General features: G+C 64.3%; 21 protein-coding genes. 1 reads left to right on the top strand and 20 read right to left on the bottom strand.

What is annotated here, in order from left to right; all coding sequences use genetic code 11:
* Positions 1–4: 4 nt before the first annotated feature.
* From nuoK to L8G49_RS14185, 16 genes are all read right to left on the bottom strand, one after another.
* Positions 5–313, bottom strand: a complete 309-nt coding sequence (gene nuoK, locus L8G49_RS14260) for an NADH-quinone oxidoreductase subunit NuoK (RefSeq protein ID WP_010163525.1) — start codon at positions 311–313, stop codon at positions 5–7.
* Entirely contained in the window at positions 310–921 is a 612-nt protein-coding gene (locus L8G49_RS14255) for an NADH-quinone oxidoreductase subunit J (protein ID WP_242186456.1), read from the bottom strand. Before L8G49_RS14255 ends, nuoK begins: the two co-directional genes overlap by 4 nt.
* Before the next feature lie 34 nt (positions 922–955).
* Positions 956–1,441, bottom strand: coding sequence for an NADH-quinone oxidoreductase subunit NuoI (nuoI, locus tag L8G49_RS14250; RefSeq protein ID WP_010163523.1), 486 nt, complete (start codon positions 1,439–1,441; stop codon positions 956–958).
* Positions 1,438–2,607, bottom strand: coding sequence for an NADH-quinone oxidoreductase subunit NuoH (gene nuoH / locus L8G49_RS14245; protein ID WP_131528515.1), 1,170 nt, complete (start codon positions 2,605–2,607; stop codon positions 1,438–1,440). Before nuoH ends, nuoI begins: the two co-directional genes overlap by 4 nt.
* A gap of 139 nt (positions 2,608–2,746) precedes the next feature.
* On the bottom strand, positions 2,747–4,747 hold the full coding sequence (nuoG, locus tag L8G49_RS14240) for an NADH-quinone oxidoreductase subunit NuoG (protein WP_242186455.1): 2,001 nt from the start codon (positions 4,745–4,747) through the stop codon (positions 2,747–2,749).
* A complete protein-coding gene (nuoF, locus tag L8G49_RS14235; RefSeq protein ID WP_010216648.1) occupies positions 4,747–6,051 on the bottom strand; it encodes an NADH-quinone oxidoreductase subunit NuoF in 1,305 nt (434 codons plus the stop codon). The genes nuoG and nuoF overlap by 1 nt, the downstream gene beginning before the upstream one ends.
* 43 nt (positions 6,052–6,094) lie before the next feature.
* Positions 6,095–6,325, bottom strand: coding sequence for a hypothetical protein (locus L8G49_RS14230; RefSeq protein WP_242186454.1), 231 nt, complete (start codon positions 6,323–6,325; stop codon positions 6,095–6,097).
* Positions 6,322–6,990: an NAD(P)H-dependent oxidoreductase subunit E gene (locus L8G49_RS14225; RefSeq protein WP_242186452.1), complete on the bottom strand. Its 669-nt coding sequence runs from the start codon at positions 6,988–6,990 to the stop codon at positions 6,322–6,324. Before L8G49_RS14225 ends, L8G49_RS14230 begins: the two co-directional genes overlap by 4 nt.
* Positions 6,990–8,225, bottom strand: coding sequence for an NADH-quinone oxidoreductase subunit D (locus L8G49_RS14220; protein WP_242186451.1), 1,236 nt, complete (start codon positions 8,223–8,225; stop codon positions 6,990–6,992). The genes L8G49_RS14225 and L8G49_RS14220 overlap by 1 nt, the downstream gene beginning before the upstream one ends.
* On the bottom strand, positions 8,222–9,067 hold the full coding sequence (locus L8G49_RS14215) for an NADH-quinone oxidoreductase subunit C (protein WP_242186449.1): 846 nt from the start codon (positions 9,065–9,067) through the stop codon (positions 8,222–8,224). Before L8G49_RS14215 ends, L8G49_RS14220 begins: the two co-directional genes overlap by 4 nt.
* Positions 9,064–9,618, bottom strand: a complete 555-nt coding sequence (locus tag L8G49_RS14210) for an NADH-quinone oxidoreductase subunit B (protein WP_010216641.1) — start codon at positions 9,616–9,618, stop codon at positions 9,064–9,066. Before L8G49_RS14210 ends, L8G49_RS14215 begins: the two co-directional genes overlap by 4 nt.
* On the bottom strand, positions 9,609–9,983 hold the full coding sequence (gene ndhC, locus L8G49_RS14205) for an NADH-quinone oxidoreductase subunit A (protein ID WP_010163508.1): 375 nt from the start codon (positions 9,981–9,983) through the stop codon (positions 9,609–9,611). Before ndhC ends, L8G49_RS14210 begins: the two co-directional genes overlap by 10 nt.
* A gap of 361 nt (positions 9,984–10,344) precedes the next feature.
* A complete protein-coding gene (locus L8G49_RS14200) occupies positions 10,345–11,157 on the bottom strand; it encodes an inositol monophosphatase family protein (protein ID WP_242186448.1) in 813 nt (270 codons plus the stop codon).
* A 147-nt stretch (positions 11,158–11,304) separates the two neighbouring features.
* Positions 11,305–11,868, bottom strand: a complete 564-nt coding sequence (efp, locus tag L8G49_RS14195; protein WP_010163506.1) for an elongation factor P — start codon at positions 11,866–11,868, stop codon at positions 11,305–11,307.
* A gap of 65 nt (positions 11,869–11,933) precedes the next feature.
* Complete coding sequence (locus L8G49_RS14190; protein ID WP_242186447.1) at positions 11,934–12,560, bottom strand: M23 family metallopeptidase; 627 nt, start codon at positions 12,558–12,560, stop codon at positions 11,934–11,936.
* Positions 12,561–12,574: 14 nt separating this feature from the next.
* The gene (locus L8G49_RS14185; RefSeq protein WP_242186633.1) at positions 12,575–13,549 is read right to left on the bottom strand and encodes a L,D-transpeptidase family protein; all 975 of its coding nucleotides are present in this window, start codon (positions 13,547–13,549) and stop codon (positions 12,575–12,577) included.
* Positions 13,550–13,629: 80 nt separating this feature from the next.
* Here L8G49_RS14185 and L8G49_RS14180 point away from each other — a divergent pair, with 80 nt between their 5' ends.
* Positions 13,630–14,229, top strand: coding sequence for a DUF882 domain-containing protein (locus L8G49_RS14180; protein ID WP_242186446.1), 600 nt, complete (start codon positions 13,630–13,632; stop codon positions 14,227–14,229).
* A 46-nt stretch (positions 14,230–14,275) separates the two neighbouring features.
* On the opposite strand, the gene L8G49_RS14175 is transcribed toward L8G49_RS14180, so the two are convergent.
* Genes L8G49_RS14175 through L8G49_RS14160 form a run of 4 tightly spaced genes read right to left on the bottom strand, consistent with a single transcriptional unit; the run spans position 14,276 to position 15,872 of the window.
* A complete protein-coding gene (locus tag L8G49_RS14175) occupies positions 14,276–14,548 on the bottom strand; it encodes a type II toxin-antitoxin system RelE/ParE family toxin (RefSeq protein ID WP_242186445.1) in 273 nt (90 codons plus the stop codon).
* A complete protein-coding gene (locus tag L8G49_RS14170; protein ID WP_242139144.1) occupies positions 14,526–14,717 on the bottom strand; it encodes a stability determinant in 192 nt (63 codons plus the stop codon). The genes L8G49_RS14175 and L8G49_RS14170 overlap by 23 nt, the downstream gene beginning before the upstream one ends.
* 32 nt (positions 14,718–14,749) lie before the next feature.
* On the bottom strand, positions 14,750–15,433 hold the full coding sequence (gene thiE / locus L8G49_RS14165; RefSeq protein ID WP_242139151.1) for a thiamine phosphate synthase: 684 nt from the start codon (positions 15,431–15,433) through the stop codon (positions 14,750–14,752).
* Positions 15,423–15,872 (bottom strand): hypothetical protein, encoded by a 450-nt coding sequence (locus tag L8G49_RS14160; RefSeq protein ID WP_242186444.1) that lies wholly within the window; start codon positions 15,870–15,872, stop codon positions 15,423–15,425. The genes thiE and L8G49_RS14160 overlap by 11 nt, the downstream gene beginning before the upstream one ends.
* Between the last annotated feature and the right edge of the window lie 37 nt (positions 15,873–15,909).

Genomic DNA, 15,909 nt, shown 5'->3' with positions numbered 1-15,909 from the left:
TAACTTACCCCTGCATCCGGTTGGCGTCGTCGACCGAGATCGTCCCGCGGCTACGGAAGTAGATGACGAGGATGGCAAGCCCGATGGCCGCCTCACCCGCCGCGACCGTCAGCACGAACATCGCGAACACCTGTCCGACGAGATCGTGAAGATAGCCCGAGAAGGCGACGAAGTTGAGGTTCACCGCGAGCAGGATCAGCTCGACCGCCATCAGCATGACGATGAGGTTCTTGCGGTTGGCGATGATGCCCAGCACGCCGAGCGCGAACAGGATCGCGCCCACGACGAGATAATGGCCCAAACCGATCGTCATAGCTCCACCCCTGCGCCGACCGTCGGCTGCGTGTTGCGCGTCGCGTCCTGCGGACGGCGCGCGTTCTGCCGCGAAATGTTCTGCTTGCGCGAACCCGTACGATCCCGATGCGTCAGCACGATCGCACCGATCATCGCGACGAGCAGGACCAGCCCGGCGCCTTCGAACACGAAGAGATAGCGCGTGTAGAGCACCATGCCGAGCGCCTGGATGTTCGACATCGTCTCGGGCATCGGCGCACCACGCCGGGCGAGTTCGATCGTCCCTGCGCTCCACGCGCCGAAGGCGAGCATGATCTCGGCCGCCAGCCCGACCGCGAACACCGCGCCGATCGCTGCGTAGCGGGCGAAGCCAGCGCGCAGTTCGGCGAAATCGATGTTGAGCATCATCACGACGAACAGGAACAGCACGGCGACGGCTCCCACGTACACGATGACAAGCAGCATCGCGATGAACTCGGCACCGACGAGGACCATCAGGCCCGCTGCGTTGAAGAAGGCCAGAATCAGCCACAACACGGCATGCACCGGGTTGCGCGAGGTGATGGTCAGCGCGGCTGAAACAATCACGATCGCTGCGAAAAGATAAAAGGCGAGTGCCTGGATCACGGTTTTCTGGGGCCCCTCAGAGTCGGTGCGGCGCTTAACGGTAAGGCGCGTCGGCGGCAAGGTTCGCGGCGATCGCGCTTTCCCAACGATCGCCATTCGCCAGCAGCTTGGTCTTGTCGTAGATCAGCTCTTCGCGCGTTTCCGTCGCATATTCGAAGTTCGGACCCTCGACGACCGCGTCGACCGGGCAGGCTTCCTGGCACAGGCCGCAGAAGATGCACTTGGTCATGTCGATGTCGTAGCGCGTCGTGCGGCGCGAGCCGTCGTCGCGCGGCTCGGCCTCGATCGTGATCGCCTGCGCCGGGCACACTGCTTCGCACAGCTTGCACGCGATGCAGCGTTCCTCGCCGTTGGGATAGCGCCGCAGCACATGCTCGCCGCGGAAGCGCGGGCTGATCGGGTTCTTCTCAAAGGGATAGTTGATCGTCGCCTTGGCCTTGAAGAAATACTTCAGGGTCAGCGCGTGCGCCTTGAGGAATTCCCAAAGCGTATAGGACTTGATGATCTGGGCGACGCTCACGAGCGCTTCTCCAACTGGTTCACGGGAGCAGCCTGGCACACGCCATCGGTGGGATAGCGCGGACGACCGTCATCGTAGAGATATTGCTTGGTATAGACCCGGTTCTCGGGCGCGCACTCGGTGCCGACGCGGGTGACCATCAGGACACCGGACACGAGGAACACCCAGAACAGCGACAGCGGCAGGAAGATCTTCCAGCCCAGCCGCATCAGCTGGTCATAACGGTAGCGCGGCACCGTCGCCTTGACCCAGCTGAACACGAAGAAGAACAGCAGGATCTTGATGAACAGCCAGATGATCCCCGGCACGACATAGAGCGGTGCCCAGTCGAACGGCGGCAGATACCCGCCCCAGAACAGCGTCGCGTTGAGCGCGCACATCAGGATCACGTTGGCATATTCGCCGAGCCAGTAGAGCGCGAACGACATCGACGAATATTCGGTCTGGTAACCGGCGACGAGCTCGCTCTCCGCCTCGGCCAGATCGAACGGCGCACGCTGCGTTTCCGCGAGCGACGAGATGAAGAACACCACCGCCATCGGGAACAGCAGCGGGTTGAGGAAGAAGCCGTTGACCGGCGTCCCCATCACGCTCTTCTGCGCTTCGACGATATTGGTCAGGTTGAAGCTGCCGCTCCACAGCACGATCGAGATGAGCACGAAGCCGATCGCGACTTCATAGCTGACCATCTGCGCCGCGGCGCGGATCGCCGAGAAGAACGGATATTTCGAGTTGGACGACCAGCCCGCGAGGATCACGCCGTACACGCCGATCGACGAGGCGGCGAGAACGTAGAGCAACCCGACGTTGATGTCGGAGAGTGCGGCGCGCGCATCGAACGGGACCACCGCCCAGACGATCAATGCAACCGTGAAAGTGATGATCGGCGCGATGATGAACAGCGTCTTGTTCGCCGCCGACGGGATGATCGTTTCCTGCAGGAACACCTTCAGCCCATCCGCGAACGACTGGAGCAGACCGAACGGGCCGACCACGTTGGGACCACGCCGCAGCGCCATCGACGCCCAGATCTTGCGATCGGCGTAGATCAGCATCGCGACCGCCAGCATGACCGGCAGCGCGATCAGCAGGATGTCCATCAGCGTGGCGAGGAACCACGCCCAGCCATAAGGCATCCCGAAACGGTAAGTGAAGAAGGAGGTCATGCTGCCAGTTCCCCTTCCCCGGCGCAGGCCGGGGCCCAGTCGGGAAGGTTGTCGTTACCGCGCGCCGCGCTCAGCCGAACGGCCGCTCGCGACTGGGCCCCGGCCTGCGCCGGGGAAGAAAGAAGCGAAGAAGCGAAGGTCATTCCGCCGCCTCCGCGAATTCCTGCCCGTGGACCAGTTCCGCCGAGCAGCGCTGCATCGTCGGGCTTGCCCGGCAGATCGCGTTGGTCAGGTAGAAGTCCTTGATCGGATAGCCGGTCAGCGTGCCCGAGGCCGCTGCGTTGAGCGCAGGCGGGGCCCAGTCGAACGCCGCCAGCCCGAGCGTTGCGAGTGCGGGCGTATCGGTCGCCATGTTCGCGCGCAATTCCTCGATCGTGTCGAACGGCAGCGTCTTGCCCATCATGCCCGACAGCGCGCGCAGGATCGTCCAGTCCTCGCGCGCGTCGCCCGGCGGGAACACCGCACGCTCGCCACGCTGAACACGACCCTCGAGGTTGACGTACGTGCCAGACTTTTCGGCATAGCTAGCCCCCGGCAGAACGACGTCGGCAGATGCCGCGCCCTTGTCGCCATGATGTCCGATGTACACCTTGAACGTGCCTTCGAACGCGCCGAAATCGACCTCGTCCGCGCCCAGGAAGAAGGCAAGCTTCGGCTTGGCTGCGACGACATCCGCGATGCCGCCCTTCTGCGCATAACCGAGCATCAACCCGCCCATGCGGCTCGCCGCCATATGGAGCACGTTGAAGCCGTTCCAGCCGTCCTTGACCAGACCCAGCGGCGACACCAGCGCGAGCGCCGCGCCGAGCGACTTGAGCGCCGCCCCGCCGACGATCATCATCGGACGCTCGGCCTTGGCGAACGCCTCGGTCACGGCCTCGGGCAGGTTGCCGAGCACGCCGAGATCCTCGCCAAGCCATTCGACCTTATAGGTCAGTTCGGTTTCCGGCCCGATCGCGAACACCTTCGCGCCGCGCTTGATCGCCTTGCGAATCCGCGTGTTCACCAGCGGCGCTTCCCAGCGCACGTTGCTGCCCACGATCAGGATCACGTCGGCCTGTTCGGTGCCGGCGATCGTCGTGTTGAAATTGACAGCGGCCAGATTGGTCGTGTCATAATCCATGCCGGTCTGGCGGCCCTCGAGCAGGGTCGAGCCCATGCTGCCGAGCAACGCCTTGGCGGCATACATCGTCTCGCAATCGACCAGATCGCCAGCAATCGCCGCGATGCTCGACCCGGCATCGACCTGCGAGATCGCGAGGAAGGCGGCGTCCCAAGAGGCTTCGGTCAGGCGGCCGCCCTTCCGGATATACGGCTTGTCGAGGCGGCGACGGACCAGGCCGTCAACGGCGTGGCGCGTCTTGTCGCTCGCCCATTCCTCGTTCACGTCCTCGTTGATCCGCGGCACGGCGCGCAGCACCTGGCGACCACGGCTATCGAGCCGGATGTTGGTGCCGACCGCGTCCATCACGTCGATCGTCAGCGTCTTGCGGAGTTCCCACGGACGCGCTTCGAACGCGTACGGCTTGGACGTCAGCGCACCGACCGGGCAGAGATCGACCACGTTGCCCGACAGTTCGCTCGTCACGGCATGTTCGAGATAGGACACGATCTGCATGTCCTCGCCACGACCGATCGCGCCGATTTCCTCGACGCCGGCGACTTCCTCGGCAAAACGGATGCAGCGCGTGCACTGGATGCACCGCGTCATCACCGTCTTGACGATCGGCCCCATGTACTTCTCGGTAACCGCACGCTTGTTCTCGTCATAGCGCGACTGGCCGCGCCCGTAAGCGAGGCTCTGGTCCTGCAGGTCGCATTCGCCACCCTGGTCGCAGATCGGGCAATCGAGCGGATGGTTGATCAGGAGGAACTCCATCACCCCTTCGCGCGCGTTCTTGACCATCGGCGAGTTGGTGAAGATTTCCTGCTTGTCCGCGGCCGGCAGCGCACACGATGCCTGCGGCTTCGGCGGTCCGGGCTTCACCTCGACCAGGCACATGCGGCAATTGCCCGCGATGCTCAGGCGCTCATGATAACAGAAGCGCGGGATTTCCTTGCCCGCGATTTCGCACGCCTGGAGCACGGTGGCACCAGCGGGAACTTCGACTTCGACGCCGTCGACTTTGACAATAGGCATTATTCAGCCGCTTCCATCATCGGGCTCAACCCGCCGCCACGCTTCTCGGTGATCCGCCGCTCCATCTCGGGGCGGAAGTGCTTGATCAGGCCCTGGATCGGCCATGCCGCCGCATCGCCCAATGCACAGATCGTGTGGCCCTCGACCTGCTTGGTCACCTGATACAGCGTATCGATCTCGGAAATGTCCGCGTCGCCGGTGCGCATCCGCTCCATCACGCGCCACATCCAGCCGGTGCCCTCGCGGCACGGCGTGCACTGGCCGCAGCTCTCATGCTTGTAGAAGTAGGAGAGACGGCTGATCGCGCGGACGATGTCGGTCGACTTGTCCATGACGATGATCGCCGCGGTGCCCAGACCCGAACCGACCTTCTTGAGGCCGTCAAAGTCCATCGGGCAGTCCATGATCTCGGCAGCCGGTACCAGCGGCACCGAAGACCCGCCCGGGATGACCGCGAGCAGATTGTCCCACCCGCCGCGGATCCCGCCGCAATGCGTTTCGATCAGTTCGCGGAAGGTGATGCTCATCGCCTCCTCGACCACGCACGGCTTGTTCACATGCCCGCTGATCTGGAACAGCTTGGTGCCGCGATTGCCCTCGGCGCCGAAGCTCGCGAACCACTCGGGCGAGCGCCGCAGGATCGTCGGCACGACCGCGATCGACTCGACGTTGTTGACCGTCGTCGGGCAGCCATAGAGCCCTGCCCCCGCCGGGAACGGCGGCTTGAGCCGTGGCTGGCCCTTCTTGCCCTCGAGGCTCTCGAGCATCGCGGTCTCTTCGCCGCAAATGTACGCGCCCGCGCCACGATGGACGAAGACGTCGAAGTCATAGCCCGAGCCGCTGGCGTTCTTGCCGATCAGGCCCTTGTCATACGCCTCTGCGACCGCGGCGAAGAGGACTTCGGCCTCGCGGATATATTCACCACGGATGTAGATGTAGGCGGCGCGCGCGCGCATCGCATAACCCGCGATCAGCGCGCCTTCGATCAGCTTGTGCGGATCGTGGCGGATGATCTCGCGGTCCTTGCACGACCCCGGCTCAGATTCATCGGCGTTGATGACGAGGAAGTTCGGGCGGTCCGGCTTTGGTTCCTTGGGCATGAACGACCATTTGGTGCCGGTCGGGAAACCAGCGCCGCCACGGCCGCGCAAGCCCGATGCCTTGACCGCGTCGATCAAAGCATCCTGCCCGCGTGCCATCAGGCCCTTGGTGTCGTCCCAATCGCCACGCTTGATCGCGGCCTCGAGGTTCCACGGCTGGAAGCCGTAGACGTTGGTGAAAATGCGGTCCTTGTCAGCAAGCATTAGCGTGCGCTCTCGGTCGCGAGGATAGGAAGGAACGGGCGCATCAGGCGGCTCCGTCCACGAGTTCGAGCCGCTGCTTCACGCGGCGCATGTCGGCCGATACGCCGTCGACCCCATGCTGAAGGGCGGCGAGATGCGTATCGATCCCAAGCAGGCGATGCTCCATCGCGGTCTGCCGCAATTCCATGTTGAGCATCCGGTCTTTCACGTCGCTGACATCACTGCGAATGCCGCGCAGCATCTCGGAAATGAAACGGGTTTCTTCGACCGTCATGCCCACTCCCCCCGATAGTCATGGTTCTCGTCGACCATCGCGACGAGATTGGTCGGGCCGCCCGCCGCGCAGCTGTCGCGCCGCCCGGTCTGCGATCCCGGCGCGACCGGCGTCCCGTTGGCAAGCGCCTCGAGCAATGCGCTGGTCTTGTCGTAATCGAGATCTTCGAAATTATCGTCGTTAATCTGGACCATCGGCGCGTTGGCGCAGGCACCAAGGCATTCGACCTCGGTCAGCGTGAACATGCCGTCCGGGGTCGTCCGGCCCTTGATCAGCCCCTTGTTCTTGCAGGCCGCCAGCACGTCGTCGCTGCCGCCAAGCAGGCACGGCGTGGTGCCGCAGACCTGCACGTGGAAACGACCGACCGGTGCCATGTTGAACATCGTGTAGAAGGTCGCGACTTCATAGACGCGCATGTACGGCACGCCGATCTGGCGCGCGACGAACTCGATCACCGGGACCGGCAACCAGCCTTGCGTCTGCGTCTCTTCGCCGACCTGACGCTGCGCCAGATCGAGGAACGGGATCGACGCGGATTGCTCGCGACCCTTGGGATAGCGACCGAGGATCTCGTTCGCCTTCTTCTGGTTTTCGTCGTTCCACGCGAACGCACCCCAGCGGGCGCGGGTCTCGGCTTCGTCGGGGATCTTGGGGGCTTCAGCCATTATCGGTCACATTCACCAAAAACGATATCCATCGCGCCCAGGATCGCGGTCGTATCCGCAAGCATGTGGCCCTTCGACATGAAGTCCATCGCCTGCAGATGCGAGAACGCGGTCGGGCGGATCTTGCAGCGGTACGGCTTGTTCGTGCCATCGGCGACGAGATACACGCCGAACTCGCCCTTGGGACTTTCGGTCGCGACATAGACGTCGCCTGCGGGCACGTGGAAGCCCTCGGTGTAAAGCTTGAAGTGATGGATCAGCGCTTCCATCGACCGCTTCATCTCGGCGCGCTTGGGCGGCACGACCTTGCGATCGAGCGACGCGATCGGCCCCTCGGGCATGTCGCGCAGGCACTGCTTCATGATCTTCGCAGACTGACGGACTTCCTCGACGCGCACCATGAACCGGTCATAGCAATCGCCACGCGTACCGACCGGTACGTCGAACTCCATCCGGTCGTACACGTCATACGGTTGCGACTTGCGCAGATCCCAGGCGATGCCCGAACCCCGGATCATCGGGCCGGAGAAGCCCCACTTGATCGCATCCTCACGGCTGACCGTGGCGATGTCGACGTTGCGCTGCTTGAAGATGCGGTTGTCCGCGACGAGCGAGATCGCATCCTCGAACAGCCGCGGCAGCCGCGTGTCGAGCCAGTCGGCGATGTCGGTCAGCAGCTTGAGCGGCGCATCCTGATGGACGCCGCCCGGACGGAAGTAGGCGCTGTGCATCCGCGCGCCCGAGACGCGCTCGAAGAAGTTCATGCAATCCTCGCGGATTTCGAACAGCCACAGGTTCGGCGTCATCGCGCCGACGTCCATGACATGCGACCCGAGGTTGAGCATGTGGTTCGAAATGCGCGTCAGCTCGGCGAACAGCACGCGGAGGTACTGCGCGCGGATCGGCACTTCGAGATCGAGCAGCTTCTCGATCGCGAGCACATAGCTATGCTCCATGCACAGCGGCGAGCAGTAATCGAGCCGGTCGAAATACGGCAGCGCCTGAATGTACGTCTTGTATTCGATCAGCTTCTCGGTGCCGCGATGGAGCAGCCCGACGTGCGGATCGACACGCTCGACGATCTCGCCGTCGAGCTCCATCACCAGGCGCAACACGCCGTGTGCGGCCGGATGCTGCGGACCGAAGTTGATCGTGTAGTTCTGGATTTCGACATCGCCGACTTCCGGCTTCTCGCCGTCGGTACGATGTTCGAGCTGGTCGAGATACTCGCTCACTGGTTCTGTCCTCCGCCAGTCCCGCCGCCGCTGCCCTTGCTGGGCATGACCGACGGATTGGCTGGCTTTTCGCCCGCACCGGCACCGGACTTGCCCGCGCCGGACTGGCCGGTGTTCTCGGTGACCTTTGGATCGCTCGGCACCTGGGTCGGCGACTTCGCCGCATCGGCCTTGACGATCTCGTCCGCCTTGAGCGGCGTCGGCGCACCCTTGGCTTCCGGCACCTTCGCCTTCTCGTCGCCCGGGAGGACGTATTCGGCGCCTTCCCACGGGCTCATGAAGTCGAACGTCCGGAAATCCTGCGCCAGTGCGACAGGCTCATAAACCACGCGCTTGGCTTCTTCGGAATACCGCAATTCGACATAGCCGGTCAGCGGGAAGTCCTTGCGCTGCGGATGACCGCGGAAGCCGTAGTCAGTCAGAATGCGCCGAAGGTCCGAATTGCCCGAGAACAGCACGCCGTACATGTCGTACACTTCGCGCTCGAGCCAACCGGCGACGGGCCAGATGCTCGTCACCGATGGCACCGGCTTCTCGTCGTCGGTCTGCACGTGGACGCGGATGCGATGATTACGAGTCAGCGAGAGCAGGCAATAGACTACCTCGAACCGGTCGATCCCGCGATCGGGATAATCGACGCCCGCGATTTCCATCAGCTGCTGATATTCGAGACCCGGCGTATCGCGCAAAGCGACCATCGTCTCGACCAGCGAGGCACGATCGACATGCAGCGCGACTTCGCCGACCGCGTCGAGCGAATGCAGCAGACGACCACCGAGCGCAGCGGTTGCCGCGTCGATCACGCCGTCATTGGCGCGATAGGCTGGAGCCGGCGCCCTCATCGTTCAATCGTCCCGACGCGACGGATCTTCCGCTGGAGCTGCATGATCCCGTACAGCAATGCTTCCGCAGTCGGCGGGCAACCGGGGACGTAGATGTCCACGGGTACGATCCGGTCACAGCCGCGTACGACCGAGTAGCTGTAATGATAATAGCCGCCGCCGTTGGCGCAGGAGCCCATCGAGATGACGTACTTCGGCTCGGACATCTGGTCATAAACCTTGCGGAGCGCCGGAGCCATCTTGTTGCACAGCGTGCCCGCGACGATCATCACGTCCGACTGGCGCGGCGATGCGCGCGGCGCGGCGCCGAAACGCTCGAGATCGTAGCGCGGCATGTTCACGTGGATCATCTCGACCGCGCAGCACGCGAGCCCGAAAGTCATCCACCACAGCGATCCAGTGCGCGCCCAGTGAAACAGGTCCTCGGTCGACGTGACGAGGAAACCCTTGTCGCCGAGTTCGCCGTTCAGGTCGTTGAAGAACGCGGCATCGGGTTGAACCAGATCCTGGCCCGGCAGGCCAGTGGTCGGGTGCGTCAGTTCTACTCCCATTCGAGAGCTCCCTTCTTCCACGCATAAACAAGGCCGAGCGCGAGTTCGGCGATAAACAGCATCATCGATCCCCACGCGACCCAGCCGAGCTGGAACACGCTGACCGCCCATGGGTATAGGAACGCTGCCTCGAGATCGAAGATGATGAACAGGATCGCGACGAGGTAGAAGCGCACGTCGAACTGACTGCGCGGATCCTCGAACGCGGGGAAGCCGCACTCATATTCGGAGAGCTTTTCCGCGGTCGGCTTGTGCGCTCCGGTCAGGCGCGCGACGAGCATCGGCAGGAACACGAACACGCTGGACAGCACGAGCGCGACGCCGAGGAACAGCAGGATCGGGAGATATTGTGACAGGTCAACCAAGGGTGTTCTCGCATGTGCGAAGGGATGCCGAGGGCTTTAGGACCATGGGCTTTTAGGGGCAAGGGTTGCGGGCGTGAGAATGAATCGCAACAGGCGTTCGGCGGGGGTTTCTCACAGCGCGCCGTCACGCGCGGCGCATCGCCGTCGTTCCCGCGAAGGCTAGGTTTCTGCAAGGCTCGGGTCACGGACCCGTCATTTGCTGTTTTCCCGCGAAGGCGGGTATATAGGGTCACGCAGAACAACGGCTTTTAGTTCCTGCGACTCCTGGACTCCCGCTTTTGCGGGAGAACAGCCATGACTTTGCGAAGGTCTCGCCGGCGCGGAGAAACGGAATTTGGGGGCAGTGCCGGCCCCCGCCCCCTCAGCGCAGCGCGCCCGCCAGCAATTTATGGAGTCGCGTCTGCAACCCGTCGTTGGCGGCGAGGAACTCGCTGCGTTCCATCATCTTCTCACCGCCGCGGAAGTCGGTGACGAACCCGCCTGCTTCCTTGACCAGCAACAGACCCGCCGCGACGTCCCACGGCTTGAGACCCGACTCCCAATAGCCATCGTATCGCCCCGCGGCGACCCAGGCGAGATCGAGCGCGGCCGACCCCATCCGCCGGATCCCGGCGACTTCCGGCGCGATAGCCCCGAAGATGCGCGACCATTCGGCGAAATTGCCGTGGCCGAGGAACGGGATCCCCGTCGCGATCAGCGAGTCGGCAAGGTCCCGCCGTGCCGACACGCGCAACCGCTGCTCCTGCACCCACGCGCCGCGGCCCTTCTCGGCCCAGAACGCTTCGTCGGTGATCGGCTGATAGACCATCGCCGAGGTGATCTCGCGCTTGCCGTTGGGCATCGGTTCCTCGACCGCGATCGAGATCGCGAAGTGCGGGATGCCGTGGAGGAAGTTGGTCGTGCCATCAAGCGGATCGACGATGAAGCGCGGCTTGTTGGGGTCACCGGGGACTTCGCCGCGCTCTTCCATGAGGAAGCCCCAGTCGGGGCGTGCGCGCGACAGTTCCTCGTACAGCGTCTGTTCGGCGCGCTGGTCGGCGATCGTCACGAAGTCGGCGGGGCCCTTGCGGCTGACCTGAAGTTGCTGGACCTCGTTGAAGTCACGGCGCAGGCGCGGGCCGGCCTTGCGCGCGGCGCGATCGATGACGGTCATCAGACCGGAATGGGAGGGCATATCTTTTTCTTTCTTCTCCCTCTCCCCGCTTGCGGGGAGAGGGTCGGGGAGAGGGGCAGTACAGTGCGGGGCGCTACGATACTGCCCCTCTCCCGTCCTCGCTTCGCTCGGCCACCCTCTCCCCGCAAGCGGGGCGAGGGAGAAGCATTATTCCGCGCGCTTCACATAGGTCTGTTCGTACACGTCGACGACGATCCGCGTTCCCGCGCCAATATGCGGCGGGACCATCACGCGGACGCCATTCTCGAGGATCGCGGGCTTGTAGCTCGACGAGGCGGTCTGCCCCTTCACCACCGCATCCGCCTCGACGATCAGCGCCTCGATCGTGTCGGGGAGCTGGACCGAGATCGGGCGCTCCTCCCACAATTCCATCACGACATCCATGCCGTCCTGCAGGAACGCCGCCGCATCGCCGAGGATGTCCGCGTCAAGCGTGATCTGCTCGTAATTGACCTTGTCCATGAAGGTCAGCGTGTCGCCTTCGCGGAACAGGAACTGGAAGTCGACCGTGTCGAGCCGCACCTTCTCGAGGCTCTCGGCCGAGCGGAAACGGACGTTGTTCTTGCGGCCGTCGATGAGGTTCTTCAGCTCGACCTGCATGTAGGCACCGCCCTTGCCGGGTTGGGTGTGCTGGATCTTCACCGCACGCCAGATGCCGCCTTCATATTCGAGAATGTTGCCGGGACGGATTTCGACCGCGTTGATCTTCATGGGGTGAGCCTGCGTTGGAAAGAGCCAAGCGGCGCCCCGTTTGCGAGGCACCGTGGCGCGAGGCCTTAGCCGGGCAGCGGCTTGCCCGCAAGATAGGGGAACGGATCGACGTCGGTCCCCTCATACCAATGCTGGGCCGGGTCGGTGCGGGTGAGCCCGAAATGCAGGTGGTAATTCCCTGCCCCCGCGTTGCCCGTGTCGCCGACATAGCCGAGCAACTGCCCGGTCGTAACCGGCTGGCCCTCGTGCAGGCCGGACGCATAGCCCGCCAGATGCGCATAATAATGCGTCCAAGTCCGCGATGGCGAGCGAATATAGACCGTCGTGCCACCCGCCGCGCTGTTCCATAGCTTCTCGACGATGCCGGGTGCCGCAGCGATCACCGGCGTGTTTGCCGCTGCCATCACGTCCGTCCCGTGATGCTCCCGTTCGCCATTCTGTCGCGGATCGCCCCACGATTCGCGAATGTCGCCCCGGCGCACACCAGCAACCGGAACGGCCAGCACAAGCGAGCCTCCACGCCCCGCGCCAATGTCGACCGGCTGAGGCTGCCCGCGGACGGCGAGACGGAGCCGCGCGATCGGTCCATCCCGCGTGCCGCCCGGCGCGTCGGGAAGGAACACCAGCGCTGCTACCCAGAGCCCCACGACCCCGAGCAGCAGCACGACGAAAATTACACCAAGTTTCTTCATCCCCCGCCCCCGGATCAGCTCTGGAACACCGCCGGCGTACCGGCCTTGATCATCATGGCGAGACGGGCGGCATCCCAGTTGGTCAGGCGAATACAGCCATGGCTTTCCGCGCGACCGATCGTCTCGGGGGACGGCGTTCCGTGGATCCCGTAATGCGGCTTGGACAGGTCGAGCCAGACCACGCCGACCGGCCCGTTGGGGCCCGGCGGAAGCAGCGCCTGCTTCGAACCCTTCTTGGCATCCCAGAACAGCGACGGATTGTAGTGGAATTCGGGATTGTAGCTCGGCCCGAGCACCTTCCACGTTCCGATCGGCAGCGGATCGTGCGTGCTGCCCATCGTCGCCATGAACTGCGCGACGAGCTTGCCGTCCTTGTCGAGCACGCGAAGCACTTCCTTCGACTTGGACACGACGATCTTGGCGCCCTGCGGCTGGGTCGAGTCGATGTTGAGGTCGCTCAGCGTCTTGCGCCAATTCTCTGGGAGCTTCGGATCATAGGCCCGCTCGGTCGTGATCGCGTTCGGGACGACGATCTGCGTCCCGGCGGTCAGCTTGGTGTCCGGGCTGTTGAGCTCGATCAGCACCGCGGGCGTGGTGTGGAACATCTCGCCCATCTTCTCCATCACCGACTTGTAGCCGAGCGCGGGCAACTTCGACTGGAGCGCCGGGTCCTTCGGGAACGGGTTGGTGAACGGGCCGGCGAGGATCTCGTTGGTCAGCGTGATCTTCTGGGTCGGCCGCCAGGCGCGATGCGGATACAGCGCACGGAGCGTTGCCGGATCGAGCTTGCCGGTCTTGGGCAAGTCCTGGACCTCCTGGAACCCGGTGATCGCCGCGACCAGCGATTTGCCCTCGCGCCCGTCCAGCACGCCGGGCGAGAAACCGAGATGGTCGAGGATCACCTGCGCATGCAGGACCGACAGATCCAGCTTGGTTTGTGCCGCGGGCGTTGGCAGCGGCGCGTTGGTTCCCGCCGCGCCCGCCGCCATGAGACCAACCGGGGCCAAGGCCAGACAAGCGACGCTGGCAAAGGTTTTGAGCACGGTTTCAGTCTCCTACATGCAATTGCATGCAGATAACGACAGACCGGGACGTTGGGTCCGTTACGACTTCGAAATGTAGCGCGCCGCTCTCACGCCGCGCACTGATCGGCGGCGCGATCGCGGGCGGCGCGGCGCTGGCGCTCCCCCTGCCCGCAATGGCGGTGGGCGTGGAATGGCGCCTTGCGATCCGCAACGTCCATACCAACGAAAGCGTCGATGCGGTGTTCGCGCGGTCTGGACGGTTCGTTCCGGCCGGGCTGGCCGAGCTCAACCACGGCCTGCGCGACTGGCGAACGGGCGATACAATCGGCATGGACCGCCGCCTGCTGGCGCTGCTCGTGTCGCTCCGACAGAAGCTGGAGCTTGGCGGCAACTGCAAGATCGACCTGATCTGCGGCTATCGCTCGCCACAGACCAATGCGAAGCTCCGCGCCCGCGGCGGCTCGCATAGCGGCGTCGCGAGCCAGAGCCAGCACATGCTCGGCAAGGCGACCGATATCGTGGTCCCCGGCGTGTCGCTCGACCGGTTGCGCGGCGCGGCGCTTGCGCTGGGTGGGGGTGGCGTCGGCTATTATCCGCGCGACGGGTTCGTGCATGTCGATACCGGGCGCGTGCGGCACTGGTAGCTATGGAGTGAGCGGGTCAACTTCTCCAAGCTACGAAGTACGCCTGTCACGGGTATCGCTGTCGGGCGTGCAGAACTGCGAGTATCGTCACCGTGTCGTCGTCCGCCTTATACACGATAACAGAGTTGGGGTGTGCCACTGCTTCACGGGTGCCGCGCACCCGGCCGGGCCGGTACATGAACGGATTACGTAAAACCATCTCCACCGTATCGAAAATGGCGTCCTCCATCCGGGCGGCTGCGCTAACGTTCCGGTCGCCGATATAGTCGAGGATTGCGCGGAGTTCGTTGCGCGCCTTAGTCTCCCAGAGAAGCTGCACGTGTCTTCGCTTCGATCAACGCGCGCATTTCTGCCCGCACCTGATCGTGAGGGAGCTTCGGGTGAGGGGAATCCAGTGCCGCCTGCACCCGCGCTCGGAACCAAGTATCGTACGCTGCGGCGTCCTCCGTAGTGTCGAATACGGACTCGATAGGAGAGAGTTTCGCCATGCTCCGCTCATAGCATGAACTGTGCTCCGCCTCTACCGCTTGAGCACCTCGGCAAACGCCTTTACCGCTGCTGCTTCGTCCCCGCCCCAGACGCCGTGCGAGACGGCAAGGAAATCCGCCCCCGCCTGTACCAGCGGTGGCGCATTGGCCGGCGTGATCCCGCCGATCGCGACGCAGGGCAGTTCGAACACGGTCGACCACCAGCTCAGCAACACCGGGTCGGCGACATGCTCCGCGACCTTGGTGGTCGTGGGATAAAACGCGCCGAACGCGACGTAATCCGCGCCCCCTTCCCCCGCTTCCATCGCCAGATGGCGGCTGGCGTGGCAGCTGATCCCGATCTGCGCCGCCGCGCCCAGCTCGCTGCGCGCCTCCTGCGGATCGCCATCGTCCTGCCCGAGATGGACGCCATCCGCGCCGAGCCGCTTGGCGAGCGCGATGCTGTCGTTGACGATGAAGGCGACGTCCGCATCGGCGCAGATCCGCTGCAACGGCTCGGCGAGCGCGGCCGCGGCATGCTGGTCGATGTCCTTGACGCGGAACTGGAACGCCGCGACGGGGCCGGCGTCGAGCGCGCGTTTCAGCCGGTCGGCAAAGCCGCCGGTGACGTCGAGCGGCGAGACGAGATACAGCTGGCACGGCGGCCGGCGATAATCACGCTGGAACTGCGCACCGAAATCGGGGTCGAGCGGGCCGAGGGGGTCTTCAATGTCCATGCGCAGCCGATAGCGCCGTGATCGCGGCATGGAAAGCCGCGGGATCGTCAAGCTTGTGCGCGATCGCACGGATCGGCTTGCCGCGGCGGCTCAGAACGGGCTCGGAAAGGTCGACCACGACGCTCGGCCAGCTTGCCAGCGCGAGGTTAACCATGTCCTTCTGCCGGAGGGCGACCGCGTTCCAGGTGGTACGGAGACCGGCGATGTCCGTGATCGGGACGGCGATCGACTTGAGGCGTCCCGTCCGCATCGTCAGCACGCCGTCCGCGATCGTCACCGGATACCGCCGGAACGACCCCAGCAGCAGCGCCAGGCTGATCACCACCGACAGATCGAGCAGCCCGACGACGACCGCCGCAACCCAGCCGAGCAGCGCGACCACCACGAGATGCACCACCAGCATCTCGACGATGGCGATCCCCAGCAGCACGCCTATCATCGGGCCGAGGCTCCGATGATAGGCGAACGCCTGCGTG

The organism is Sphingomonas sp. CARO-RG-8B-R24-01 (genome assembly GCF_022662295.1).
Lineage (GTDB): Bacteria > Pseudomonadota > Alphaproteobacteria > Sphingomonadales > Sphingomonadaceae > Sphingomonas.
Note: the sequence above shows the minus strand (reverse complement) of the source record. Positions and strands in the feature narration are given on the sequence as shown.

What these genes read in the sequence shown, in the direction of transcription:
- efp (WP_010163506.1), bottom strand. Translation starts at nt 11,868, where the DNA reads ATGAAGATCAACGCGGTCGAAATCCGTCCCGGCAACATTCTCGAATAT.
- nuoH (WP_131528515.1), bottom strand. Translation starts at nt 2,607, where the DNA reads ATGACCTCCTTCTTCACTTACCGTTTCGGGATGCCTTATGGCTGGGCG.
- nuoG (WP_242186455.1), bottom strand. Translation starts at nt 4,747, where the DNA reads ATGCCTATTGTCAAAGTCGACGGCGTCGAAGTCGAAGTTCCCGCTGGT.
- L8G49_RS14225 (WP_242186452.1), bottom strand. Translation starts at nt 6,990, where the DNA reads ATGGCTGAAGCCCCCAAGATCCCCGACGAAGCCGAGACCCGCGCCCGC.
- L8G49_RS14180 (WP_242186446.1), top strand. Translation starts at nt 13,630, where the DNA reads ATGCAGATAACGACAGACCGGGACGTTGGGTCCGTTACGACTTCGAAA.
- thiE (WP_242139151.1), bottom strand. Translation starts at nt 15,433, where the DNA reads ATGGACATTGAAGACCCCCTCGGCCCGCTCGACCCCGATTTCGGTGCG.
- L8G49_RS14230 (WP_242186454.1), bottom strand. Translation starts at nt 6,325, where the DNA reads ATGACGGTCGAAGAAACCCGTTTCATTTCCGAGATGCTGCGCGGCATT.
- L8G49_RS14170 (WP_242139144.1), bottom strand. Translation starts at nt 14,717, where the DNA reads ATGGCGAAACTCTCTCCTATCGAGTCCGTATTCGACACTACGGAGGAC.
- L8G49_RS14160 (WP_242186444.1), bottom strand. Translation starts at nt 15,872, where the DNA reads ATGATAGGCGTGCTGCTGGGGATCGCCATCGTCGAGATGCTGGTGGTG.
- L8G49_RS14185 (WP_242186633.1), bottom strand. Translation starts at nt 13,549, where the DNA reads ATGGCGGCGGGCGCGGCGGGAACCAACGCGCCGCTGCCAACGCCCGCG.
- L8G49_RS14190 (WP_242186447.1), bottom strand. Translation starts at nt 12,560, where the DNA reads ATGAAGAAACTTGGTGTAATTTTCGTCGTGCTGCTGCTCGGGGTCGTG.
- L8G49_RS14215 (WP_242186449.1), bottom strand. Translation starts at nt 9,067, where the DNA reads ATGAGGGCGCCGGCTCCAGCCTATCGCGCCAATGACGGCGTGATCGAC.
- nuoK (WP_010163525.1), bottom strand. Translation starts at nt 313, where the DNA reads ATGACGATCGGTTTGGGCCATTATCTCGTCGTGGGCGCGATCCTGTTC.
- nuoF (WP_010216648.1), bottom strand. Translation starts at nt 6,051, where the DNA reads ATGCTTGCTGACAAGGACCGCATTTTCACCAACGTCTACGGCTTCCAG.
- L8G49_RS14210 (WP_010216641.1), bottom strand. Translation starts at nt 9,618, where the DNA reads ATGGGAGTAGAACTGACGCACCCGACCACTGGCCTGCCGGGCCAGGAT.
- L8G49_RS14200 (WP_242186448.1), bottom strand. Translation starts at nt 11,157, where the DNA reads ATGCCCTCCCATTCCGGTCTGATGACCGTCATCGATCGCGCCGCGCGC.